This window comes from Bradyrhizobium sp. 191, from assembly GCF_023100985.1.
GTDB classification, from domain to species: domain Bacteria; phylum Pseudomonadota; class Alphaproteobacteria; order Rhizobiales; family Xanthobacteraceae; genus Bradyrhizobium; species Bradyrhizobium diversitatis.
The window spans coordinates 6,228,301-6,246,411 of sequence record NZ_CP064692.1 but is presented as its reverse complement, the minus strand read 5'-3'; the positions used below and the strand labels follow the sequence as shown (position 1 = coordinate 6,246,411).

At 65.9% G+C, this 18,111-nt stretch carries 17 protein-coding genes; 10 read left to right on the top strand and 7 right to left on the bottom strand.

Annotated elements, in window-relative coordinates:
• The first annotated feature begins 3 nt into the window (after positions 1-3).
• The 3 genes from IVB23_RS29210 to IVB23_RS29200 are packed head-to-tail and all read left to right on the top strand — an operon-like array spanning position 4 to position 2,824.
• Positions 4-954, top strand: coding sequence for a hemin ABC transporter substrate-binding protein (locus IVB23_RS29210; protein ID WP_247800934.1), 951 nt, complete (start codon positions 4-6; stop codon positions 952-954).
• On the top strand, positions 951-2,036 hold the full coding sequence (locus tag IVB23_RS29205) for an iron ABC transporter permease (protein WP_061880800.1): 1,086 nt from the start codon (positions 951-953) through the stop codon (positions 2,034-2,036). The genes IVB23_RS29210 and IVB23_RS29205 overlap by 4 nt, the downstream gene beginning before the upstream one ends.
• Positions 2,033-2,824 (top strand): heme ABC transporter ATP-binding protein, encoded by a 792-nt coding sequence (locus IVB23_RS29200; RefSeq protein WP_061880801.1) that lies wholly within the window; start codon positions 2,033-2,035, stop codon positions 2,822-2,824. The genes IVB23_RS29205 and IVB23_RS29200 overlap by 4 nt, the downstream gene beginning before the upstream one ends.
• 237 nt (positions 2,825-3,061) lie before the next feature.
• Here the strand turns inward: IVB23_RS29200 and IVB23_RS29195 are convergent, their stop codons facing one another.
• Positions 3,062-4,738, bottom strand: a complete 1,677-nt coding sequence (locus IVB23_RS29195) for a mucoidy inhibitor MuiA family protein (protein ID WP_247800933.1) — start codon at positions 4,736-4,738, stop codon at positions 3,062-3,064.
• Positions 4,739-4,911: 173 nt separating this feature from the next.
• On the bottom strand, positions 4,912-5,532 hold the full coding sequence (locus tag IVB23_RS29190) for a response regulator (protein ID WP_247800932.1): 621 nt from the start codon (positions 5,530-5,532) through the stop codon (positions 4,912-4,914).
• A 200-nt stretch (positions 5,533-5,732) separates the two neighbouring features.
• Here IVB23_RS29190 and IVB23_RS29185 point away from each other — a divergent pair, with 200 nt between their 5' ends.
• Positions 5,733-6,761: an AraC family transcriptional regulator gene (locus IVB23_RS29185; RefSeq protein WP_197968472.1), complete on the top strand. Its 1,029-nt coding sequence runs from the start codon at positions 5,733-5,735 to the stop codon at positions 6,759-6,761.
• 2 nt (positions 6,762-6,763) lie between these two features.
• Here IVB23_RS29185 and IVB23_RS29180 read toward each other — a convergent pair whose 3' ends face one another.
• Positions 6,764-7,975, bottom strand: a complete 1,212-nt coding sequence (locus IVB23_RS29180) for an NnrS family protein (RefSeq protein ID WP_247800931.1) — start codon at positions 7,973-7,975, stop codon at positions 6,764-6,766.
• A gap of 129 nt (positions 7,976-8,104) precedes the next feature.
• On the opposite strand from IVB23_RS29180, the gene IVB23_RS29175 reads away from it, so the two are divergent.
• Complete coding sequence (locus tag IVB23_RS29175) at positions 8,105-8,815, top strand: Crp/Fnr family transcriptional regulator (protein ID WP_061880805.1); 711 nt, start codon at positions 8,105-8,107, stop codon at positions 8,813-8,815.
• Positions 8,816-8,922: 107 nt separating this feature from the next.
• Here IVB23_RS29175 and IVB23_RS29170 read toward each other — a convergent pair whose 3' ends face one another.
• Together IVB23_RS29170 and hemN are read right to left on the bottom strand one after the other, a co-directional pair.
• On the bottom strand, positions 8,923-9,120 hold the full coding sequence (locus tag IVB23_RS29170) for a DUF1858 domain-containing protein (RefSeq protein WP_061881218.1): 198 nt from the start codon (positions 9,118-9,120) through the stop codon (positions 8,923-8,925).
• Between the two features lie 180 nt (positions 9,121-9,300).
• Entirely contained in the window at positions 9,301-10,656 is a 1,356-nt protein-coding gene (gene hemN, locus IVB23_RS29165; RefSeq protein WP_247800930.1) for an oxygen-independent coproporphyrinogen III oxidase, read from the bottom strand.
• A 167-nt stretch (positions 10,657-10,823) separates the two neighbouring features.
• Between hemN and IVB23_RS29160 the strand changes: the two genes are divergently transcribed.
• The 5 genes from IVB23_RS29160 (at position 10,824) to IVB23_RS29140 (ending at position 16,472) form a co-directional block, all read left to right on the top strand.
• Positions 10,824-11,024, top strand: a complete 201-nt coding sequence (locus IVB23_RS29160) for a hypothetical protein (protein ID WP_247800929.1) — start codon at positions 10,824-10,826, stop codon at positions 11,022-11,024.
• 517 nt (positions 11,025-11,541) lie between these two features.
• On the top strand, positions 11,542-12,639 hold the full coding sequence (nirK, locus tag IVB23_RS29155; RefSeq protein ID WP_247800928.1) for a copper-containing nitrite reductase: 1,098 nt from the start codon (positions 11,542-11,544) through the stop codon (positions 12,637-12,639).
• 57 nt (positions 12,640-12,696) lie between these two features.
• Positions 12,697-13,575, top strand: a complete 879-nt coding sequence (locus IVB23_RS29150) for an SUMF1/EgtB/PvdO family nonheme iron enzyme (RefSeq protein ID WP_247800927.1) — start codon at positions 12,697-12,699, stop codon at positions 13,573-13,575.
• A 169-nt stretch (positions 13,576-13,744) separates the two neighbouring features.
• Positions 13,745-14,770, top strand: coding sequence for a Fe(3+) ABC transporter substrate-binding protein (locus IVB23_RS29145; protein WP_247800926.1), 1,026 nt, complete (start codon positions 13,745-13,747; stop codon positions 14,768-14,770).
• A 55-nt stretch (positions 14,771-14,825) separates the two neighbouring features.
• The gene (locus IVB23_RS29140) at positions 14,826-16,472 is read left to right on the top strand and encodes an iron ABC transporter permease (protein ID WP_247800925.1); all 1,647 of its coding nucleotides are present in this window, start codon (positions 14,826-14,828) and stop codon (positions 16,470-16,472) included.
• Positions 16,473-16,604: 132 nt separating this feature from the next.
• Here IVB23_RS29140 and IVB23_RS29135 read toward each other — a convergent pair whose 3' ends face one another.
• Both IVB23_RS29135 and IVB23_RS29130 read right to left on the bottom strand, forming a co-directional pair.
• Positions 16,605-17,255 carry a CoA transferase subunit B gene (locus tag IVB23_RS29135; RefSeq protein ID WP_131873980.1) on the bottom strand — a complete coding sequence of 217 codons (651 nt, stop codon included), beginning with the start codon at positions 17,253-17,255 and terminating at the stop codon, positions 16,605-16,607.
• A 68-nt stretch (positions 17,256-17,323) separates the two neighbouring features.
• The gene (locus tag IVB23_RS29130; RefSeq protein WP_061880812.1) at positions 17,324-18,031 is read right to left on the bottom strand and encodes a CoA transferase subunit A; all 708 of its coding nucleotides are present in this window, start codon (positions 18,029-18,031) and stop codon (positions 17,324-17,326) included.
• Positions 18,032-18,111: the final 80 nt, after the last annotated feature.

The window sequence follows — 18,111 nt, the reverse complement described above, 5'->3', positions numbered from 1 at the left end:
GCAATGGCATTTTGTCGCACCCTCGCCAATCTCCTGCTCTCCGGCACGATCGCGCTCGTGTCTGCTGCGCACGCGGCCGGCATCACCGTGCATGACGCGCGCGATCGCGAGGTCGCAGTGAACGACTTCGCGCGCACCGTCTCGATCGGCGGCGCCATCACTGAGATCCTCTATGCTCTCGGGCTCGAGAGCCGCCTGGTCGGCGTCGATACGACGAGCCTCTATCCGCCGGCGGCGCTGCGCGACAAACCCAATGTCGGCTACATGCGCCAGATCTCCGCCGAGGGCGTGCTGGGCCTCAACCCCACCCTGATCCTGGCGATCCAGGGCTCGGGCCCGCGCGAGACCATGGACATCCTGGAGACGGCGAAGGTGCCGCTGGTGCTGGTGCCCGAGACCTTTTCCGAGCAAGGCCTGATCGACAAGATCAAGCTGGTCGGCCACGCCATGGGCGTCGATGCGCGTGCCGAATGTCTCAGCGCCGCGGTCGGCGCCGATCTTGCGCAGCTCCGTGTCCTGCGCGCCAAAGTGGCGAAGCCGGTGCGGGTGATGTTCGTGATGTCGCTCCAGAACGGGCGAGCGATGGTGGCAGGCCACAAGACCGCGGCGGATGAGATCATCCAGCTCGCGGGCGCGGCCAACGCGGTCGACGATTACGACGGCTACAAGGTCATCAGCGACGAGGCGATCGTGGCGGCAAAGCCCGATGTCGTGCTGTCGATCGAGCGCGGCAAGGAGTCGCTCCAGGCCGACGCGGTCTATGCCCATCCCGGTTTTGCGCTGACGCCGGTCGCGGCCAACAAGAGCTTCATCACCATGGACGGGCTCTATCTGCTCGGCTTCGGGCCGCGGACGGCGGCGGCCGCGCGTGATCTGTCCGTCAAGCTCTATCCGGCGTTGGCCGAGGGCGGCGCGTTCACGTCGGCGCTGTCGGCGGCGAACTGCCGGCAATGAGCGTGGCGGTCGGGACCGAAGCACGGAGCCCGCGACGAAGCGCGAGACGGCGGTCCGCATCATTCGCGTTTCCTGTCCTGATCGCGGTGCTCGCGGTGACGGCGATCGTCGCGCTGACCGTCGGCGCCGCCGGCATCCCTCTCTCCCGGCTGCCTGCGGCGCTGGGCCTTGCCAGCGAAAGCACTGCCATGACGGCCCGCGACCAGCTCGTGCTGTGGTCAATCCGCATTCCCCGCATCGCAGCGGCCGCGATGGTCGGCGGCCTGCTCGCTGCGTCCGGCGCGATCATGCAGGGGCTGTTTCGCAACCCGCTCGCCGATCCCGCCCTGGTCGGCGTCTCCAGCGGCGGCGCGCTCGCAGCCGCAGGCGCGATCGTCTTCACGGATTCGCGCTTCGGCGAGGCGCTGCGCTTTCTCCAGACCGAGCTGTTGCCGCTCGCCGCCTTCGCGGGATCGCTGGCGACCACCGCGATTCTCTACGGCATCTCGAGCCGCTCGGGACGCACCTCGATCGCGATCTTCCTGCTCGCCGGCGTCGCCATCACCGCCATCGCCAATGCCGGCATCGGGCTGCTCGTGTTCATAGCCGACGACCGCCAGCTGCGCGACATCACGTTCTGGATGCTCGGCTCGATGAGCGGCGCGACCTGGACCAAGAGCGCCCTGCTCGCGCCGGTCCTCGTCATCGGGCTGGCCGCCTGTGCCTTGATCGCGCGCGGCCTCGACCTGCTGGTGCTCGGCGAGGCCGACGCCTTTCACGGCGGCGTCGACGTCGAGCGCCTGAAGCGGATCTCGATCGTCATGGTCTCCGCCATGACCGGCGTCGCGGTGTCGATCAGCGGCGTCATCGGCTTCGTCGGCATCGTCGTGCCGCATCTGCTCCGTCTCGTGATCGGCCCGGCGCATCGCCTGCTGCTGCCGGCCTCGGTGCTATCAGGCGCCATCCTGATGGTCGGCGCCGACACGCTGGCGCGCACCATCGTGGCGCCTGCGGAGATGCCGATCGGCATCCTGACTGCCGCCGTCGGCGCACCCGTCTTTCTCTTCATCCTGCTGCGACAGCGCGGGCTCGCCGCGCTATGACCGCGGTGCTTGAAGCACGGCACTTAGGCAAGCGCGCCGGCCGCGCGACATTGCTCGACGGCGTCGGCCTGACGGTTGCGGCCGGCGAGATGGTCGCCATCATCGGCCCGAACGGCGCCGGCAAGTCGACGCTGCTGCGGCTGCTCTCCGGCGATCTCCGCCCGAGCGCCGGCGAGGTGCGGCTCAAGCAGCGCGACATCGGCAGCTTTGCGCCGCGCGAGCTCGCCGCGCGCCGTGCGATGCTGTCCCAGCACATCAACGTCACCTTTCCCTTCACCGTCGAGGAGATCGTGCTGATGGGCGCGGGCGAGCGCAGCTTGCGCGAGGCTGGCCCGCTCGTCGACGCCGTGCTGGACGAGGTGGGCCTCGCGCATTTCCGCGAACGGCAATTGCCGACGCTGTCGGGCGGCGAGCAGCAGCGCGCTCATTTCGCCCGGGTGCTGGTGCAGCTCGCCTGCGGCGAGGCCGAGCACGGCCCCGGGCTTCTGCTGCTGGACGAGCCGACCTCGAGCCTCGATCTGCGTCACCAGATCGACCTCGTCGAAGCGGCGCGCCGCCGAGCGGCGGCCGGCACAGCCGTCATCGCGATCCTGCACGATCTCAATCTCGCGATCCGCTTCGCCGACCGGCTGATCGTGCTGAATGGCGGCCGGCTCGTCGCCGACGGCCCGCGCGCGGAGATTGTCACACGCGAGATCATCCGCGATATTTTCGAGATCGACGCTGTCGTCCATCAGACCGATGGCGTGCCGTATGTGCTGCCGCAGTCGATGCGGGCGCTACCCTAAGGCCTGATGATCCTCGCTGGCGCCCCGACGGAGGTGCGTTCCCTCCCCCTTGTGGGGGAAGGCTAGGGAGAGGGGTGGCCCAGCAAATGGTGACAGTGATCGGCGATGCATCGAGCCCGGTGCGCGACGGAAAGAATCCCCGTGTGGCACCCCCCTCCCTGCCCCTCCCCCACAAGGGGGAGGGAACGCAGAGAGCACTGCCGTTGGCCGAACTCGATTCAACTTCAGACCACCCCCCTACCCCGCCGGGACGATCACCATGCTCTTGTCCTTGGGCCAGCGGATGCGCCAGGCGAAGTTGATGTCCTTGGACTCGCCGGGCTTGGCGTCGAACGACCATTCCAGCACGCCGCGCCTGTCGCGGATGTTGCTCGCGGTCGGCTGGGTGCTCGAGGGCAGCATCTCGACGACGATGTCCTCGTTCTCGCTGACCGGCAGCTGATCCTCGATCGCGACCTTGATCGGGAAATCATGACCGTTGCGGATCGTGGTCTTGAACGAACGCTCGTCGGTCTTCGACGTCGTCACGAGCAAGCCGGCCGAGCCCTCGTTGCGCTTGAGCACGGCGCGCTCGATTCTGACCTTGTCGTCGGCGCCGAAGCCGAGCCGCACGATGTCGTCCTTGGCGGACGCCGTGACCTTGCCGCGGCCGACGAAGGTGCCGTCGCGGTAGATCGCGACCTTGCCGGGCAGCAGCGTCGTGTCGTCGGTCTGCTTGAAGCTGGCTTCGAGGAAGGCGGTTGGATCCATCACCGGTGCCGCGCGAACCGCGAGATCGGCCGGAACCGTCATGGAGGTAATGCGCAGGCTCTTGGCGCCCTCGGCAGCGCCGAGGCTGACGCGGCCGGGAATTCTGAAGGTGGCCTGGAAATCGCCGATCTCGGCAACCGCCTGCTGCTCGTCGGCGCGCTCGGTCGCCTCTGCGACCTTGGACATGGGCTCGAACTGCGCCGAACGCTGGCGGGCGGTTGGCGCGGGCCGCGTCAGGTCCGAGGCGCTGCCGAGCGCAAGGGGCTTCGGCACTTGCGGATATTGCGCGACCAGCGAGTTCAGCTCCGGCGCGCTGCCGCCGCGGCCGATGCGGACCGTGGAGACGCCGAGCGTCACGTTCGACCAGTCCTCGCCGGTCGACTGCGTGACCTCGGCGCGGCGGACGAGTTCGAGCTGCGGCTTGCGATCCTTGGCGCCGGTATCGAGCCGGGCGTCGTAGAGCGGCACCCAGCGCGCATTGCGCACGGCGTAGGTTACCCGCAATGTCGCCTTGGTCGCCGCCGCCGAGGCGACGTCGATCCGCACTTCCAGCTTGCTCGGCGGCTTGGCCGAGCGCTCGGCTTCCAATTGCGCGATCTGTCGGTCGATCTCGCGCTGCTTTCGCGTGGCATCGCGGATTGCGGTGTCAGCGGTCGCGATCTCCTCGGCAACAGCCGCAAACGCCGCGCGCCATTCGGTGATCGGCCGCGCCTCGCCCTTCTCGCCGAGGCCGGCCGGGGAGGCTTCGGCGAAATGCTGCGCGAATTTGCGTCGGGCACCGGCCGAGTCGATCGCACCTTGCAGATCGGCCCGCTGATCTCTCAGTGCTTCGATGCGCTTGTCGAGCTCGGGCAGGTTGACCGGCGGTGCGGCCTTCGGCGGCCGCGCGTCGATCGTGCCGATGGTGAGCTTGGCGCCCGCCTCGCCTTCGACGCGGAGCGACGACGGATCGAGCGAGAGCGGAAAATCCCTGGCGACCAGCGTCGAGTCGCCGGAGGCGAGATCCAACGAGATGACGCGGGTGACGGTGGCGCCATCGGGATAGACGGTGACCGTGTCGATCGCCGAATTAACGTCCACGTTGGCCGCCCAGGACGACGATGCGAGGGCCGTGGTCACAAGGACCAGGCTCGTCGTTGCCAACCGTTTTGCGGTGATGCGCATAAAGTCCCTCCTGCCGGTATCGCCGCGCCGCCAGCCGGACGCGCGCGATGAATGCCTCGCCATCGTGATGAGACGCGGCGGGGAAGGAACTGGTTCGATTGGGGTTTCCTTGGGGCGCCACCGCGGCAGCAGCATGGCCGCGGAACGCATCGGCGCGCGGCCTCGGCGGAGCCTCAGGCCTGCGTGGGCGAACCCTGGCCGAAGATGCGCCGGAGCAGATCGGTCACGTTGCGGGCGCCGGCCTTCTTCAAGATGCTGGCGCGGTAGCCCTCAACAGTCCGCGCGCTCAGATGCATCCGCCGGGCGATCTCCTTGTTGGTGAGGCCGGCGGCGAGATGCTCGAGCACGTCGCCCTCGCGCGCGGTCAGGGGCTCGCAGCCTGTCAGCCAGCGTTGCCGGCTCGCGCCGGGTTGCGCGAATTCGTCGATGGCGGCATCGATCCGGCCGACGATGTCGTGGGTGCGGAACGGCTTTTCGATGAAATCGGCCGCTCCGCTCTTGATGGCGTCGACCGCCATGGCAATGCTGCCGTTCGCCGACGTCACGAGCACGGGCGCCATGCAGTTCTCCCCCCGCAGCCGCTTGAGCACGTCGAGGCCGGACCGATCGGGCGGCAGATCCAGCAGCACGCAGGCCGGCATCCGCGCCCTCGCGGCGGACAAGAGGGATGCACCGTCGGCGAAACAGATCACCTCGTAGGCGTTCTGCTGGAGCGCGGTCGAAAGTTGTTCGCGGGAGGCAGCGTCGGTGTCGATGACGAATATCTCACCCTTGGAAAGCATGTTTCCCGGCATGAACCCGATCCAGCAATGTCTTGGTCAAAAGGCCTGAGACGGTAGCGGGCTCCATCGCCCTGCCGCGCCGTCGTAAGCACGGCATTCACGCCCGCGCTTCGGTCTTATGTATGTTCCGCCGGGTTCCTGGATTTGACGGACCGGGACAGAAATTTTACATTTCGGGACATCTGCGGGAGCAGCTGGCAGGAACGGTTCGCATGACCGACCTCATTCGCAGCTCGAGCCTGAGTTATTATCCGGAGGTCGCCCGGTCGGTCGGGCTGGACCCCAGGCAGATGATGCGCAAGGCCAGGCTGCCGCCAGCCTGCCTCGACAAGCCCGACACGCCCATTGCCGTCGCTGGCCTGCGCCGTCTGCTCGAATTGTCCGCGGAGGCGTCCGGCGCCGAAGATTTCGGCTTGCGCCTCGCCGAGCGCGGCGGCCTGACCAATTTCGGCACGGTCGGCTTGATCGTGCGCGAGCAAGCGACCGTCGGTGAGGCGATCGATGCGTTCTCGCGCTTCATCCATGTCCATCACGATGGCATGCGGCTCGACGTTGCGCGCGGCAAGCAGACCGCGACCATCACGATGCATCTGCGCGGCCGGAAGCCGAGCGCGCCGCGGCAGTCGATCGACGTGGCGCTCGGCAGCGTCCACCGCATCATCCAGTCGCTGTTCGGGCAGGACTGGCGGCCGCGGGAGGTGCACCTGCATCATCCGCCGCCGCACGATCGCAAGCGCTATCGCGAATTCTTCGGCTGCCGCGTGATCTTCAACGCGAGGGATGACGCGATCGTGCTGTCCGCGCACGATATGGAACGTCGGATCCCGAACGCGCATCCGCTGATCGCGAGCTATCTGCGCAAGCGGATCGAGGCGATCGAAACGCGGCCCGCGAGCTGGGAGCAGAAGGTCGACGAGGTCGTACGTTTCCTTCTTGCCAGTGGCGACTGCACGATCGAGCGCGTCGCCGAGCATCTCGCCTGCACCCGCCGGACCATCCACCGCCGCCTCGCAGCATCCGGCACCAGCTTCTCGGCCATCCTGGACGCGCAACGCGCCGATCTCGTGATCCAGCTGATCGACGCTCCCGGCCGGCGGCTGGCTGACATCGCGATGCAGCTTGGCTTCTCCGCGCAGAGCGCCATGGCGCGCTGGTTCCGCAGCCGGTTCGGCTGCACCATCACCGAGTGGCGCAAGGGCGTGCGGCCCGAGACGGCACCGCCCACGGCGACTGCAGCTTGAGTTCAGCGCGCGGGAGCGGGCACGCCCATCGTGGCGAGGCCACGCCACCGGCTGCCGGCGAGCAGCGGACCGAACGCGATGGCAAATCCGAGGAAAGCGACGATCCAGCCGCAGGCGGCGATGTGCAGCAACGCATCGCCATGCGCGGGGAACACGACGGCAGCGACCCGGGCCAGGGCCGCGATGATGATCGCAGCATAGATCCCCTGGATCGCCGGCGAAGCCGTCAAGGCCTGTCCGGTGTGGCCGAGACTCGCGCGGGTCATGACCGCGAGCGTCATGGTTCCCGCCGCACCCGCCATCCAGGCGTGGATGCCGGCGCTAGGTGGCAGCACACCGAAAACCGCGAGCGCATGCAGGATGAAACCGAACGGCACGAAGACGTAGCCGACATGCAGGATCATGAGCAGCCGCTCGCGGAAGGTGCGATCTCCGGCCCAGCGCGCAAGCCGCACCAAGTGCAGCCCGCCGACAAGAGCCATCAGGACACCCGTGACGGCATTCGACGGCGCCACGATCCAGGAGACGAGCGCGACCGCGCTGCATCCGATCACCACGCCGTCGAAGCGTCCGAACGGCACGGGCAGTCGGCCGGGATTGAACTTGACCAGCCAGTTGCGGGTGAAGCTTGGGATGATGCGGCCGCCGATCAACGCAATCAACAGAATGACCACGCTGATGCCGACGCGGATGCTGACATCGGCCGCGCCCTGCTCATGCGTTTCGACATGAAAGGCGACGTTGCCGGCGAGCAGAACGAGCACCAGCCCCACCACGGGCAGGTTGCGCCAGTTGCCGCCTGCGATGATCTCGCGCATCGCGGCGGCGACGACCAATGCGAGGAAGGCGGCATCGACGATCAGCGCAAACGCCCAGCCGATATCGGCCGACATCGTCACGGCGATGCGCCCGGCGAGCCAGACCATCAGCAGCGCCCCCAGCGGCATGCCCTGGATCGGCAGCCGCCCCGTCCAGTTCGGGATCGCCGTGAACAGGAAGCCGGTGATGACGGCCGGCAGGAAGCCATAGAGCATCTCGTGGATGTGCCAGTCACGCGGCCCGAATGCGGAACTCACGGACAATTCGCCATAGAAGATTGGCACCCAGGCCAAGATCGACAGCGCCGCCTGGATCGCGGCGAGCAGGAAAAAGGGCCGAAAGCTGTTCGCGAGCAGCGGCCAGCCCGCAAAGTTATGGGATCGGGCGCCAGCCATGGCATCAACTCCAATAAATTCAGATCGTTGTCTGGAAAAATACCGCCACCCGACCGGCCCGTTTTGCGCTACCGCAAACACCAGGACGATTGCAGGTGCCATCACACTGCCGAGCGCCAAGGAGGCAGAATGGCCAAGGTCGACACATCGCTGGTTGCGCATTTGCCGCTGTTTGCGGGGGTGACGCCGGAGGCTCTGGACGAGATCCTGCGTGAGGCCCGCTCGGCCCGCTTTTCCAAGAACAGTGCCATCTTCGAGCAGGGGGCCGACGCGCAATCCTTCTTCCTGCTGTTGCACGGCCATGTCCGCGCGGCCAAGACCACGCCGACCGGCGAGCAGATCGTGGTGCGCTATGTCGCGCCCGGCGAAACATTCGGGCTCGCGATGGCGATCGGAGCCGCGCGCTATCCGGCGACGGCAATGGCGGTCGACGACAGCGTGGTGCTGATCTGGCCGACCTCGGCCTGGCCGCGGCTGATCGAGCGGTTTCCGGCGCTCGCCGCCAACACGCTCCAGACCGTCGGCACCCGGCTTCAGGAGAGTCACACCCGCATCCTGGAAATGTCGACCCAGCTGGTCGAGCAACGCATCGCGCACGCGCTGCTGCGACTCGCCAAGCAGTCCGGCAAGAAACTCGACCAAGGCATCGAGATCGACTTCCCGATCAGCCGCCAGGACATCGCGCAGATGACCGGCACCACGCTGCACACCGTCAGCCGCATCCTGAGCGGCTGGGAGAGCCAAGGCCTCGTGGAGAGCGGCCGCCAGCGCATCATCCTGCGCGAGCCGCACAAGATCGTCGTGCTGGCGGAGCGGAATGCCGACGGCGGCGCGGCGTGAGAGCCGACGCCGGGATGCCTCCGCTGAAGGGATGAGGGGCGCTTCCGCTTACGGCGAAAACGCTCCCTCATCCGGGAACGCGCGCGCCCGCGCGATTCCGGACCATTTCACGCCGGCACGCAATCGCTCAATGCAGCGAGGAATTTGTCGCGCTCGATGCCATGTTCGCGGCAGGCATCATCCACGGTGTGGAAGGTCGCGATTGGACAGCCGACGCAGGCCATCCTGAAGGCGAGAAACATGCGGATCGTGTGCGGCGCCGTGCGCATGATGTCATCGACCAGATCGTCGGATCCGAAGGGCATGGACAACTCCGTTCCGAATTGACGATAGCGGAGCGAGCGGAAGCCTCTTTGTTGAAGCGCAAGCTGGCTCGTCATTCCGGGGCGCGCGCAGCGCGAACCCGGAATCCATCGGGCAGCAACCAGTGCAGTGAAATGGATTCCGGGTTCGCACCAAGAGGTGCGCCCCGGAATGACAGGAAGCTACACCGCCCGGCTGTGCAGTTGCTTGCCGGGATCCAGATGCGCATCGAATGCGGCGGCGACGCTGCGGACCAGGAAGCGCGAATCCTTGGCGACCGCGAGCCGGTCGCCGTCCAGCCGCACGACGCCGTCGGAGATCAACGGCTTCAGACGACGGGCCGCCGATTTCAGCATCGCGCCGGCCTCTGCGCCATGACGGGCGCAGATGTCGCCGAGATCGGCACCGAACTCGCACATGATGCGTTCGATGATGTCGGCGCGCAGCCGGTCGTCGTCGGTGAGCCCATAGCCTTTCGCGGTGGCGAAGCGGCCGGCGGCGATGCTCTGGGCATAGGCGCCGATCTGCACCTCGTTCTGGACATAGCCCTGCGGCAGATGTCCGATCGCGCTCGCGCCGAAGCCGAGCAGGACTTCACTCTTGTCGGTGGTATAGCCTTGAAAATTGCGCCGCAACGTCCGCTGCTCGTACGCCACCGCCATGGAATCGTCGGGCCGTGCGAAATGATCGAGCCCGATCTGCACGTAACCGGCCTCCTTCAGGGCATTCGCGATCGCGCAGGCCTGGTCGTGGCGCGCAAGGCCGTCGGGCAGCATGGCCTCGTTGATCATGCGCTGGTGCTTCTTGAAATCAGGCACATGAGCATAGCCGAACACCGAGAAGCGGTTGGGCGCGAGCGCGAGGCTGCGCCGCACGGTGTCCAGGCACGAGGCGACAGTCTGGTGCGGCAAGCCGTAGATCAGGTCGAAATTGATTCCCTCGATGCCCGCGCCGTGGAGCATGTTGACCACGGACGCGGTCTGTTCGAAGCTCTGCACGCGGTTGATCGCCCGCTGCACCACGGGATCGAAGCTCTGCACGCCAAGGCTCGCGCGGTTGACGCCGGAGAGCCGCATGGCCTCGACCATGTCGCCGGACAACGTGCGGGGATCGATCTCGACCGCGATCTCGGCCGAAGGCAGCACGAAGAATTTCTGGCGCAGCGTCGCCATCAACTCGGCAAAAGCCTCCGGCGCCATGATCGTCGGCGTACCGCCACCGAAATGGATGTGCTCGACCTTGATGCGGCGGCCGATGGTTTCGGCGGCTAGCGCGATCTCGCTGCGCAGCGTCCGCTGATAGCCGGCGACGAGATCGTCGCGGCGGACGATCTGGGTATGGCAGCCGCAGTACCAGCACATCTCCCGGCAGAACGGCACATGCAGATAAAGCGACGCGCTGGCGCCCGCCGGCAGTTCCGCCAGCCACCGAGCATAGGTGTCTGGACCGATCGCGGGCGAAAAGTGCGGTGCGGTCGGATAGCTCGTGTAGCGTGGCAGGCGTTCCTCGCCGTAGACCGCCGCAAGATCAGTTCTCATATCTTACCTATTCGTAAATTCGCGCCGCGCGCAGACATCGCGGCAAATCACCGAATGCGTGTTAGTTATCCCGAATGCGCGGAAACGACTTTGCGCTCGCGCAAAGCGCGGCGGCCGGTTCCCGGCGATGATTTTCGCAATTCGCGTCGCCATCCGGAGCGCTGGCCATGAGGCTTCTTGCACTCGAACCCATTCTCTCCCTGCTCGACGTCCGCGGCCATATCCCGCGTTTCGACGACTTCCGGCCGGCCCCGGCCACACCAGCCGCCGGCGGCGTGGTGCGCGCCCTGGTCGCAGCAATCGCCGTCTTCGTCGTGTTGTCGCTGGCGATCTGGGGAACGGTCGGGCTTGCCATGTATCTGCTCTGAAGCGGAATGGCTTTGGGTCGAATTGATTGCACGGTTTGGTCCCTCGCAAGCGCAGGGCGATCGCATTTTGAGAGCTTTTCCCTGCGGCCATCCTTCGAGACGCCCGCTTTGGGCGAGCTCCTCAGGATGAGGACGGAGTGCGCGGCAGCAGTTCAACGAGCACTGACGCCGATAAGCCTCATCCTGAGGAGGCGCGTAAGCGCCGTCTCGAAGGACGAGGCGTGCGCGCAGGAACCACCAGCCGCATGTGTTAGCCCGCGCGGTCGAGATCCCAACTTGAAGATGCAAACGAGTTGGCGCTGAGTGCCGATGCGGTTGCGCCGTCGCTCGCGCTCTACATCCGCATCACTCCTGCGGACGCGGTCAGGGTCACATCACCGATCCTGCTCCGCTGAGCACCTAAGTACTGTTGCGGAGGTGAATCCGGCCGAAGCTTGTCGCAGCGCAAACACGCTTGCCGCGATCGGCGCAGACTGCATTCCGTCATCAAAACCTTTTCAGATGAAGGATGCTTCCGATGTTCACCCGCAGAGCCGCATTGATCAGCGCCGCCGCGACCGCCCTGATGCTGGCGACCCCGGCTTTCGCCGCCAGCGATCTCAAGCTGCCGCGTCAGAAGGTAGAGCTGGTCGCTCCGCCCTTCGTGCACGCGCACGAGCAGGCCACGACGCAGGGGCCCAAGATCGTCGAGTTCAAGCTGACGGTCCAGGAGAAGAAAGTCGTCATCGACGACAAGGGCACCACCTTCCAGGCGATGACATTCAACGGCTCGATGCCGGGGCCGCTCATGGTCGTGCACGAGGGTGACTATGTCGAGCTGACGCTGGTCAATCCCGCCACCAACACCATGCCGCACAACATCGACTTCCATTCCGCGACCGGCGCGCTCGGCGGCGGCGAACTCACGCTCATCAACCCCGGCGAACAGGTCGTGCTGCGCTGGAAGGCGACCAAGACGGGTGTGTTCGTCTATCACTGCGCACCGGGCGGCCCGATGATCCCCTGGCACGTCGTCTCCGGCATGAACGGTGCCGTGATGGTGCTGCCGCGCGACGGGCTGAACGACGGCAAGGGCCGAGAGCTGAAATACGACAAGGTCTACTATATCGGCGAGCAGGATATGTACGTGCCGCGCGACGAGAAGGGCAACTTCAAGTCCTACGAATCGCCCGGCGAAGCCTTCACCGAGACCGAAGAGGTGATGAACAAGCTGATTCCCACCCATGTCGTCTTCAACGGCAAGGTCGGCGCGCTCACCGGCAAGAACGCGCTCACCGCCAAGGTCGGGGAGAACGTGCTGATCGTGCATTCGCAGGCCAACCGCGACAGCCGTCCGCATCTGATCGGCGGCCATGGCGACTATGTCTGGGAGACCGGCAAGTTCGGCAATGCACCGGAGGTCGGGCTCGAGACCTGGTTCATCCGCGGCGGGTCGGCGGGAGCTGCGCTGTACAAATTCCAGCAGCCCGGCATCTACGCCTATGTCACGCACAATCTGATCGAGGCGGCCAATCTCGGCGCCACCGCGCACTTCAAGGTCGAAGGCAAGTGGAACGACGATCTGATGACCCAGGTGAAGGCCCCTGCCGAAATACCGCCTGCCAGCACCAACTAGACGCGACAAGGGGCCGGTGATTGATCACCGGCCCCTTCTTCCTTCGGGGGGATCATCATGCTGATCGCATTCAAGCTCAAACTGGTGCTCGCCTGCGCGGCCGGGCTTGCGGGGCCGCTGGCCGTTGCGCCTCTGGTTTCCGAGATAGCGACGCATGATGCGGGAGGCGAGCCGGCCATGGTCGAGGTCGTCCCCGGCAGCTTCTCATATCGTGAGGCCGGCGACTTCACCCGCGGCGGGCAGCAGGCGGAAGCGCCGCTGCGCACGATCCGGATCGACCGGCCGCTGCACATCATGCAGAATCAGGTCTCCTCATCCGACTATCAGCTTTGCGTGACGGATGGCCCCTGCCGCGCGCTCGACCGTAACGTGGCGATCGCCCCCGATCGCCCCGCAGTGCAGGTGAGCTGGCACGATGCCGAGGCCTATGCAGGCTGGCTGTCGCGCAAGACCGGCCGGCATTACCGCCTGCCGAGCGACGAGGAATGGGCGTTTGCCGCCGGCTCCAGGTTCAGGGATGATGGTGTGCCGGTCAATGCAAGCGACCCTTCGAAGCGCTGGATCAGCCGCTACGAGCGTGAATCCGAACGCGGCCTCACCGACACCACGGCCTATCCGTTCGGCAAATTCGGCCCGAACGAGCACGGCGTCGAAGATCTCGCCGGCAACGTCTGGGAGTGGACCTCGAGTTGTTTCGTGCGCTCGCGTGTCGACGACGCCGGAAATGCCGGCCGCCCGACCGTGAACTGCGGGGTGCGTATCGCCGAAGGCGCCCACCGCGCCTATGTCACCGATTTCATCCGCGACACCCGCGCCGGCGGCTGCGCCCAAGGCGTGCCGCCCGCCAATCTCGGCTTCCGCCTGGTGCGCGAGGAGACGTCATGGCTGGTCAGCGTGTCGCAGCGCCTGAGCAAGACGTGGCCGGCAACATCATAACGGCGCGCATCGTTTTCCCGTCAACGCCTCCATCCATTAATTAGAATCGATCTAAAGACAATATTGGAATCCCTCTAAGTCATGGCCCTCGCGACATCGCGTCGCTGACGTTGTCGCATCGCCTGCGCTACTCAATCGGGCGTTCAATCGCGCGCCTGGAGCAGCCCTTATGATCAATCTTCGCGTCCTCGCCGCGTCCGCGGCGGTGTTGAGCCTGACCTCGTCCTTCGTGTCGGAAGCAGCCGCCAATGGCGAGGTCAACGTCTATACCTATCGCGAGACCAAGCTGATCCAACCGCTGTTCGACGCCTTCAGCAAGGATACGGGCATCAAGGTCAATGTCGTCTCCGCAAGCTCCGGTCTGGAGCAGCGCATGAAGGCGGAAGGCGCCAACAGCCCGGCCGACGTGCTGCTGACGGTGGACATCGGCCGCATCGACGAAGCCGTGCAGGCCGGCGTCACCCAGCCGATCAAGTCGGAGGTGGTCGACAAGGTCGTGCCGGCGCAGTATCGCGATCCGGACGGACACTGGGCCGGCATCTCCATGCGCGCGCGCGTGATCTATGCCTCGAAGGATCGCGTCAAGCAGGACAAGATCACCTATGAGGAGCTCGCCGATCCCAAGTGGAAGGGCAAGATCTGCATTCGCTCGGGCCAGCACATCTACAACAACGCCCTGTTCGCGGCCTACACGGCCAAGTACGGTGAGGCCAAGGCTGAGGAATGGCTGCGCGGCGTGAAGGCCAATCTCGCGCAGAAGCCGTCGGGCGGCGATCGCGAAGCCGCCCGTGACGTCGCCGCCGGCAAGTGCGACATCGGCATCGGCAACACCTATTACTGGGCGCTGATGATGAACAACGATCCCGAGAAGAAGCCGTGGGCGGAGGCGACCCGCGTCATCCTGCCGACCTTCGAGGGCGGCGGCACCCACGTCAACCTCTCCGGCGTGTTGCTCGCCAAGAACGCGCCCAACAAGGCCAACGGCATCAAGCTGATCGAGTGGCTCGTGAGCGAGCAGGCGCAGCAGATGTATGCCGACCAGAACTACGAATATCCGGTTCGGGGCGGTGTCGCCGTCAACTCCACCATCGCGGGCTACGGCAAGCTCGGCCCGGATCCGTTGCCGATCGCAAAGATCGCCGCCAACCGCAAGGCTGCGGCCTCGCTGGTGGACAAGGTCGGCTTTGACAACTGATCTCTGGCGGCCCTCGTCACTCAAACTGGCAGAAGCTTCGGGCGCACGGCCTCGTTTGAGAGGCCGCGCCCACGCCGGGCGCGCGGCGACCGCAATCGCGATCGCAACCGCGATCCTGGTCGCGGCGCCCGTGATCTCGATCGTTTCGCTGGCTTTGCAGCCGGCGCCCGATGTGTGGCACGACCTGATCAACTACGTGCTGCCGGCCGCCCTCCTGGACACCGCGCTTCTGCTCGTCGGGGTCGGCGCGCTCACGCTTCTGATCGGCGCCGGCACTGCATGGGTGATATCGCGCCACGATTTTCCCGGCCGGGGCATGCTCCTGTGGCTGATGCCGCTGCCGCTGGCGATTCCGACCTATCTTGCGGCTTACGTCTATGCCGACCTGTTCGAACCGCTCGGCCTGGTGCACCGCACCCTGGCGGTCTGGCTGCCGCTGCGCGATGCCCTCGGCCATCTGCCCAACCTGCGCTCGCTGCCGGGCGCCATCTTCGTGATCGGGCTCGTGCTCTATCCTTACGTCTATCTGTCGGCGCGCGCGACGTTTCAGGTTCAGTCTGCCGAATTCGCCGAGGCGGCTACGACGCTGGGGGCCGGCCGATGGACCGTTTTCTGGCGCGTTTCACTGCCGATGGCGCGGCCGGCGCTCGCGGTCGGCGTGGCGCTGGTCGCGCTGGAAACGCTCAACGACATCGGCGCCAGCGAATATCTCGGCATCCGCACGCTGACGGTCTCGATCTTCACCACCTGGCTCAACCGCGGCAGCCTTGCCGGTGCGGCGCAACTCGCATGCCTGATGCTTGCGATCGTCGCCGGCCTGATCGCGATGGAGCGTTACGGCCGTCGCAACGCCAACACCGAATTCTCGGCCGAAAGCCCGCATGTGAGGCAGCGAACCCCGCTTTCGGGCGCAAGAGCGTGGATCGCGTTCGCGGTCTGCGTGCTGCCGGTGCTGATAGGCTTCGTCGTGCCGCTGTTCTATCTGGCGCATCAGGCTCTCGGTCGCGGACTGCTTGCAGATTTCGACCCGCTCCTGTGGCGCCACACCTTCCATTCGTTTGCCTATGCAGCGCTCGCGACGCTCATGGCGCTGATGCTTGCACTCGCCACGACGATCGCGCACCGCTTTCGGCCCGATCCTCTGCGATATGTGGCGATGAGCATCGCGCAGACCGGCTACGCGCTGCCGGGTCTCGTGATTGCCCTCGGCCTGCTGACCCCCGTGCTGGCGGTCGACAACGCGCTGAGCGCGGTCGTTGCCTGGACGGGACGTTCGCTGCCCGGGCTGATCCTGGTCGGCTCCGGGACGGCCGTCGTCATCGCCTACACGATTCGTTTTCTGGCGGTGCCGGTCGGCATGATCAAGGCCGGGTTCGACAACATTCCGCGCGACTATGACGAGAGCGCGCGGACGGTCGGCGCGGGCCAGGCGGTCATGTTGAGACAGATCTATCTGCCGCTGCTCCGGCCCGCGATGCTCGGCGCCGTCATCATCATGTTCGTCGACTGCCTGAAGGAGCTGCCGGCAACGCTGCTCTTGCGGCCGCTCAACGTCGAAACGCTGTCGACGTCGATCTACCAGTTCGCAAGCCGCGGCAATTTCGAGGACGGCGCGCTCGCGGCCCTCCTGATCATCGCCGCCAGCATCGGCCCGGTCGTCTGGCTGACCCGGTTCTCCGAGGTGCCGAGCGGCCCCGCTTGAAGGCATGGGCACATCGTCCGCACACCCGTGGTGCTTCGACCAATCGAGTTGTCATCGCCCGACCTGATCGCTGAGCAAAAATCGTAAGGACGCGCAGACCGTATTGTGTTGCGCGCCCCCAGCGTTTCCCGCTTACGTGTTCTTCAACGCGACGCGGAATTCGGCTTCGGTCTTGGACTTGACCTCGTCGAGCGAAACGCCGTCGGCGAGCTCGATCAGCGCCATGCCGCCGCTGCCATGCTTGTCGATGGTGAAGACGGCCAAATCAGTGACGACCATGTCGACCACGCGCTCGCCGGTCAGCGGCAGATTGCACTGCTTCAAGAGCTTCGGGCCGTCCTTGGCCGAATGCTCCATTACCACGATGACGCGCTTGACGCCGGCGACGAGATCCATCGCGCCGCCCATGCCCTTGACCATCTTGCCGGGGATCATCCAGTTGGCGAGATCGCCGTTCTGGGCCACCTGCATGGCGCCGAGGATCGACAGGTCCATGTGGCCGCCGCGGATCATGCCGAAGGAATCCGCGCTCGAGAAATACGAGGTCGAGGGCAGCTCGCTCACGGTCTGCTTGCCGGCGTTGATGAGATCGGCGTCTTCCTCGCCCTCATACGGGAACGGGCCCATGCCGAGCATGCCGTTCTCGCTCTGCAGGCTGACGTCCATGCCGTCCGGGATGTAGTTCGAGACCAGCGTCGGGATGCCGATGCCGAGATTGACGTAATAGCCGTCGCGCAACTCCTTCGCGGCGCGCGCGGCCATCTGTTCACGGGTCCAGGCCATCGTTGTGCTCCTGTCGATTCTTTAGTGGCGCATGATCTGATCGGAAAACCGGTGTCCAGTTTTCCGGATCATGCGCTCGGGCGCGGGCGGGTGTTGCGGAATTCGATGCGCTTCTTGGCCGTGCCGACCTCGACGATGCGCTTCACGAAGATGCCGGGCGTGTGAATGTGGTCGGGATTGAGTTCACCGGCCGGAACCAGATGCTCGACCTCGGCCACCGTGATCTTCGCGGCGGTCGCCATCATCGGGTTAAAATTGCGCGCGGTCTTGCGGTAGATGAGGTTGCCGGCGGTGTCGCCCTTCCAGGCGTGCACGATGGCGAGGTCGGCGAACAGGCCGCGCTCCATCAGGTACTTCTCGCCGTCGAATTCCTTCACTTCCTTGCCTTCGGCGATCAGCGTGCCGACGCCGGTCTTGGTGTAGAAGGCCGGGATGCCGGCGCCGCCCGCGCGGATGCGCTCGGCCAGCGTGCCCTGCGGATTGAATTCGAGTTCCAGCTCCCCGGCGAGGAATTGCTGGGCGAACAGCTTGTTCTCGCCGACATAGGACGAGATCATCTTCTTGATCTGACGGGTTTCGAGCAGGCGGCTGAGGCCGATGCCGTCGACGCCGGCATTGTTGGAGACCACCGTCAGGCCCTTGACACCGGACTCCCGGATCGCGTCCGACAGCTCCTCGGCAATGCCGCAGAGGCCGAAGCCGCCCGACATGATCATCATGTTGTCTTTCAGAATGCCTGACAGAGCCGACCTGGCGTCGGGATAGACCTTGTTCATGCAAAAAACCTCGACTGAACCTTCGGCTTGCTGGCCGTCGCGCCTTATTGGCGGCGATTATTAGGCGAAATCGTCCGAAG